Source organism: Candidatus Nanopelagicales bacterium, assembly GCA_018003655.1.
Lineage (GTDB): Bacteria > Actinomycetota > Actinomycetes > S36-B12 > UBA10799 > JAGNDY01.
In genome coordinates this window covers 20001-26038 of sequence record JAGNDY010000019.1, presented here as the reverse complement: position 1 = coordinate 26038, position 6038 = coordinate 20001, and the positions used below count along the sequence as shown (strand labels likewise).

The 6038-nt window shown below is 61.1% G+C and carries 4 protein-coding genes and 2 rRNA genes (1 of these 6 only partly in view); 1 reads left to right on the top strand and 5 read right to left on the bottom strand.

Annotation, left to right across the window (positions count from 1 at the left end):
• Positions 1 to 66: 66 nt before the first annotated feature.
• The gene (locus KAZ48_04755) at positions 67 to 771 is read right to left on the bottom strand and encodes a hypothetical protein (GenBank protein MBP7972086.1); all 705 of its coding nucleotides are present in this window, start codon (positions 769 to 771) and stop codon (positions 67 to 69) included.
• A 197-nt stretch (positions 772 to 968) separates the two neighbouring features.
• Here KAZ48_04755 and KAZ48_04750 point away from each other — a divergent pair, with 197 nt between their 5' ends.
• Complete coding sequence (locus tag KAZ48_04750) at positions 969 to 1310, top strand: sterol-binding protein (GenBank protein ID MBP7972085.1); 342 nt, start codon at positions 969 to 971, stop codon at positions 1308 to 1310.
• Positions 1311 to 1323: 13 nt separating this feature from the next.
• Here the strand turns inward: KAZ48_04750 and KAZ48_04745 are convergent, their stop codons facing one another.
• From KAZ48_04745 to KAZ48_04730, 4 genes are all read right to left on the bottom strand, one after another.
• On the bottom strand, positions 1324 to 2358 hold the full coding sequence (locus KAZ48_04745) for an HAD-IIA family hydrolase (GenBank protein MBP7972084.1): 1035 nt from the start codon (positions 2356 to 2358) through the stop codon (positions 1324 to 1326).
• A 41-nt stretch (positions 2359 to 2399) separates the two neighbouring features.
• Positions 2400 to 3026, bottom strand: coding sequence for a hypothetical protein (locus tag KAZ48_04740; GenBank protein ID MBP7972083.1), 627 nt, complete (start codon positions 3024 to 3026; stop codon positions 2400 to 2402).
• A gap of 710 nt (positions 3027 to 3736) precedes the next feature.
• Positions 3737 to 3853, bottom strand: a 5S ribosomal RNA gene (gene rrf / locus KAZ48_04735).
• Between the two features lie 126 nt (positions 3854 to 3979).
• Positions 3980 to 6038: ribosomal RNA gene (locus KAZ48_04730) — 23S ribosomal RNA — on the bottom strand (it continues 1058 nt past the right edge of the window).

The following is a 6038-nucleotide window of genomic DNA, read 5'->3' as shown; positions in this document are numbered from 1 at the left end:
CATCAGACGTCAGTCCCAATTCAGTCTGAGCATCCTCGCCAGAGCGTTGCGGGTACCCCGAATCCACTACTTCGATGCCTTCGACGAGGAGGCCTTCTTGACTGCGGACTTCTTGGCCGGAGCCTTCTTCGCGGCCGGCTTCTTCGCAGGAGCCTTCTTCGCAGGAGCCTTCTTCGCAGGAGCCTTCTTCGCAGGAGCCTTCTTCGCAGGAGCCTTCTTCGCAGGAGCCTTCTTCGCAGGAGCCTTCTTCGCGGCCGGTGCCTTCGTCGGGGTGGACTTGGTCGCCGACTGCGCCGCAGGCGCCGCTGCGTCGGTGGCCGCCTTGGCTCCAGAACGAGCAACCGTGGCAGCGGACTTGCCAGCGTTCAATGCGGTGTCGGCGGCGGTAGAAGCGGCTGTCATCGCGGCTGTCACGGCAGTTCCGGCCGCATCCACGGCCTGACCGGAACGACTGCCAACCTGCGCTTCGAGTCGCTGCACATGGCGGCGAACGGCGGCCAGTTCTTCCTCGCGGACGAAGCCCATCCGGCCAACCGCGCGATCGACCTCGGTCTTGACCAATCCGACGAGGATCTCTCGATTGGTCTTGCTCTGTTCCAATAGATCCTCTGCAACTGCCTGCAATTGGGCGCTCAGCTGGTCCGGGGTCATACTTGAGGCCGCCGAGGGCCCCTGCGACACGATCATCGCGGCTGTCTCCTTGGCCTTGGCTGCCGAGACTTCGGCCATACCAGAGGCAAGCTGCAGGTAGCTCTTCAATGCGTCGATCACGTCGGTTCCTCTCACTTCACCTAACCCGCGGCGACCGTGCGAGGCCGCGACGGATACCCCATCAGGGGGAACGCTACCGCGCGGGCGGCGTGTTTATCGACAGAGTGTCCGCAGGTGCGGTCATAGAATCGGTACGGTGCCTGAGGGCAATCAGCGCTTGCCGCGCTGACAGATCGCGAGCGAGAGGGTTGTGACCGGTGGCATCGATCGAGAAGTGCCGCGGTCTCGTGGACGAGCTTGCCGCCAGACTCAACGCGACCGACCCGGATACCCGCCGCAAACACATCCCCGACCGGACCGTCGAACTGACCCTGCTTGACCTCGACACAACCTTCTGCGGCCGTCTGCACCAAGGTGCGCTCATCGACATCGAAGAAACCACCGGCGACCAGAAAGCCAACATCCGGCTGGTGATGACCAGCGACGACTTGGTCGAGATGACCGACGGGAATCTCAAATTCGCGCACGCCTGGGCGACCGGCAGGGTGCGCCTGGACGCAAGCATCCGGGATCTCCTTCGCCTTCGTTCCTTGCTCTGACACGCACCTGGATTCAATCCTCCAGTGTCGCCGCCAATTCTTCGATCATTGCGAGGGTCTTGGCGGTCGGTACGGCTCCCTGATCGATGTTCTGCCAGCAGCCAGCTGCCAAAACTCTGATGCCGTCCAGCGGGTCCGGCCCGCGGGTGGTCAGACTTAGTCCGCCATCATCACCACTCTCAGCGCGCCAGCCAGCACATGACCACTGGCCCTCGGCCACGTCGACCACAGTTGCTGGCACCAACAGCGCCCGCAGGTCGCGAGCTAAGTAGGTCGGTCGCTGCTCAGGTGGTGCAAGGCAGTAGTCGAGCGGACCATTGACCCCGGTCAGCACCATCAGACTGTCTGAGCCCGTTGCGAATGCCGCCTGGATATCAGTGTCCATTCGATCGCCGATCAACAATGGTCTCGACGTGCCCGTTCGCCGCAGCGCCTCGAGGATCAGTGGGGGTTCGGGTTTGCCGACAGTCGTTGGTTCCTGCCCGGTAGCGACCTGAACCGCCGCGACCAACGTCCCGTTACCCGGAGCAATGCCCGACGCCGTCGGAATGGTCATATCTCGATTGGTAGCAACCCACGGGACACCTCGATTGACCGCCGCCGCAGCTTCGGCGAGCATCCGCCAGTTGACGTCGGGGTGGAATCCCTGCACGACCGCTACTGGCCCATCGGCATCGGATCGGACGGGCCGCAGGCCCACGGCGCGCACCGCCTCGACGAGACCTTCGCCCCCGATGATCAAGATCGCAGAGCCCTGTGGGTGTTGGTCGCTGAGCAAGTGCGCGGCCGCCTGCGCTGATGTCACGACATCCTCAGCCTGCGCGGCGACGCCGGCCGCGACAAGCTTCGCAACGACGGCGTCCGGCGTCCGACTCGCGTTGTTGGTAATGAAGGCAACTGGTTTGGATAGCTCACTACGACAATGGTTGACGGCGGCGGCCGCGTGATCGACCGGAGCATCACCGACGTATAGAACACCGTCGAGGTCGAATAGCAGGATGTCGTACGGGGCGACCAGTGCCTCAGATCCGGCGTTCATGACGGTCATGCTGCCAGTCGGCGGATGCCGAAGCCGCAGTTGGTCGGCAGCTACCCGTCGAGTTCGGCCAGCCGGTCATCGGCATCGGTCTCTTCCTCGACATCAGCGCCCAGTGCCTTCATGAACCACTCTCGCGCCAATTCCTTGTCACCGGCATCGAGCAGGGCATCGGCGTAGCCGTAGTACAGCCGCACGGCCCAGGGTGCCGAATTGGGAGTCTGAGCGCAGGGTCCTCGCAACACTGCCGCCGCTGCGTCCTTCTGTCCGAGATCTCGTCTGGCACCCGACTCAACGAGCAGGAGCTCCGCGCGAGCCTCGCCACGCAGCGCCCGCGCTGCGGACTCATGGGCGATGTCCAGCGCCCGCTGCGGCTTGCCCAAAGCGCGCTCGCAATCGGCCAACAGCGGAATCAGAATGTCCCGACCGGCCATCCGACGAGCCGCCATGAGCTCGGCCTTAGCGACCTTGTAATCGCCAGCTTGGTATGCCGCGATGCCAACAGTCTCGCGCACAACCGCGACCCGACCAGCGAGCTTGCCGGCCTCCTTGGCGTATTCATATGCCTTGTCGGGGTCGTCTTCCATCGCGAGCCTTGAAGCAGCCAGCCATCGTTCAACCCGAGGCTTGGTCTGGATCGACAGTGTCTCGAGGTCGCGCAGAACATCGCGCGGAAGCACTCGAACATCGATATCGCCAAGTCCGTCTGTGAAAATGGTCGGCGCGACAGCGGCATCCTTCGGTCGAGTCCGAGGCTCGCTACCGCGTCCCCGGCTGTCCGAAGTACGAGACCGCGAGTCCACGGGCCGAGACCGTGAGTCCCCTGGTCGACCGCGGGACTCCCCTGTGCGGCTACGCGAGTCGGTCGACCGTCCGCCCGCCGAACTAGTACGCGGGCTGCCCGGGCGGCTATCGCGAGAATCACGCCTGCGATCATCCCGATCCCGACTAGGGCGGTCGTCTCGCGAGGCATCAGAACGAGAATTGCGATTTGTCGTTGGCCGGCTGTCACGGCCGTCACGGCCGTCACGGGACTTGCCCGAAGACGCGGACCGACCAGCCGACTTCGCGGGAGGCGCAGATCTGCCAACAGACCTACCAGCAGACGCACTCCGGGCTGTTGAATTGCCGGGTGTCGCGGGTCTGGCGGACGACTTGGCCGTCGACGCAGGCCTGCCAGTTGGCCTTCCCGATGAGGCCTTCGGCTTACCGCTGTTGCGGGTCCCGCTCGAACCACCAGCCGACCCGCCCGGCGGCGTGCGCGCCCCCGAGCCGCGCTTGCTTCCAGTGCCACCACGGCTTTTGCGGTCTTTCTCGGCCATATCGGGCCTCCTATTCATGGTCAGAAACAACTTAGGGCCACCGTTTCCGGTGGCCCTAAGTGAAGTATGTTCGGCGGCGTCCTACTCTCCCACTCCGTCACCAGAGCAGTACCATCGGCGCTGAGAGGCTTAGCTTCCGGGTTCGGAATGGGACCGGGCGTTTCCCTCTCGCTATGACCACCGAAACTCTATGGAGATATCAATTGGTCTGGCTGATCCGGCACCAGCCATTGACATGGCTAGTGCTGATTCAACCGGTTCCCGACCGTATCTCGGGAACCGCACAGTGGACGCGTGCAAAAAGTGTGTGTGAGGTCAAGTCCTCGGCCTATTAGTACCGGTCAGCTGCATGCGTTACCGCACTTCCACTTCCGGCCTATCAACCCAGTGGTCTACTGGGGGCCTTACCAGGTTAACCCTGTGAGAGCCCTCATCTTGAAGCGAGTTTCCCGCTTAGATGCTTTCAGCGGTTATCTCTTCCGAACGTAGCTAATCAGCAGTGCCCTTGGCAGGACAACTGACACACCAGAGGTTCGTCCATCCCGGTCCTCTCGTACTAGGGACAGATCTTCTCAAGACTCTTACGCGCGCGGCGGATAGGGACCGAACTGTCTCACGACGTTCTAAACCCAGCTCGCGTGCCGCTTTAATGGGCGAACAGCCCAACCCTTGGGACCTACTCCAGCCCCAGGATGCGACGAGCCGACATCGAGGTGCCAAACCATGCCGTCGATATGGACTCTTGGGCAAGATCAGCCTGTTATCCCCGGGGTACCTTTTATCCGTTGAGCGACGCCGCTTCCACTTGCCAGCGCCGGATCACTAGTTCCGACTTTCGTCCCTGCTCGACCCGTCAGTCTCACAGTCAAGCTCCCTTGTGCACTTACACTCGATACCTGATTGCCAACCAGGCTGAGGGAACCTTTGAGCGCCTCCGTTACATTTTAGGAGGCAACCGCCCCAGTTAAACTACCCACCAGGCACTGTCCCTGATCCGGATTACGGATCTAGGTTAGACAGCCAATACGATCAGAGTGGTATTTCAACGATGACTCCCTTCGAACTGGCGTCCGAAGTTCACAGTCTCCCACCTATCCTACACAAATCGAATCGACCACCAATACCAAGCTGTAGTAAAGGTCCCGGGGTCTTTCCGTCCTGCCGCGCGTAACGAGCATCTTTACTCGTAGTGCAATTTCGCCGAGTCTACGGTTGAGACAGCGCCCAAGTCGTTACGCCATTCGTGCAGGTCGGAACTTACCCGACAAGGAATTTCGCTACCTTAGGATGGTTATAGTTACCACCGCCGTTTACTGGCGCTTAAGTTCTGAGCTTCGCGACCGAAGTCGCTAACCCGTCCCCTTAACGTTCCAGCACCGGGCAGGCGTCAGTCCATATACAGCGTCTTGCGACTTAGCATGGACCTGTGTTTTTAGTAAACAGTCGCTTGGGCCTGGTCTCTGCGGCCAATCCCAGCTCGGAGAGTAAATCTCCTCACCAGAACGGGCCCCCCTTCTCCCGAAGTTACGGGGGCATTTTGCCGAGTTCCTTAACCATAGTTATCTCGATCGCCTTAGTATTCTCTACCTGACCACCTGTGTCGGTTTGGGGTACGGGCGGCTTTAACACTCGCTAGAGGCTTTTCTTGGCAGCATAGGATTACCCACTTCACCTGAATCGGCTCGGCGTCAGATCTCAGGCACGTGAGATGCGGATTTGCCTACATCTCGCCCTACATCCTTACCCCAGGTCAACCATCGCCTGGGTTGGGTTACCTTCCTGCGTCACCCCATTGCTTGACTACTACTGGTTCGGTTCGCGCGCTCCGCTTCTTCATCCCGAAGGAATCCGAAGTTTCAGGCGCTTAGCATTACCCGGTTCGTCAGGGTCGTGTTAATGCCGGTACGGGAATATCAACCCGTTGTCCATCGACTACGCCTGTCGGCCTCGTCTTAGGTCCCGACTTACCCAGGGCGGATTAGCCTGGCCCTGGAACCCTTGGTCATTCGGCGGACGGGTTTCTCACCCGTCTTTCGCTACTCATGCCTGCATTCTCACTCGTGTGGCGTCCACGGCTCGGTTCCCCGGCCGCTTCGCTCGCCACACGACGCTCCCCTACCCATCCAGACTCTTGGACCACACGGCGAACCGTGCGGCCGAGAAATGTCTGAATGCCACAACTTCGGCGGTATGCTTGAGCCCCGCTACATTGTCGGCGCGGAATCACTTGACCAGTGAGCTATTACGCACTCTTTCAAGGGTGGCTGCTTCTAAGCCAACCTCCTGGTTGTCTGTGCGACTCCACATCCTTTCCCACTTAGCATACGCTTAGGGGCCTTAGTTGGTGGTCTGGGCTGTTTCCCTCTCGAC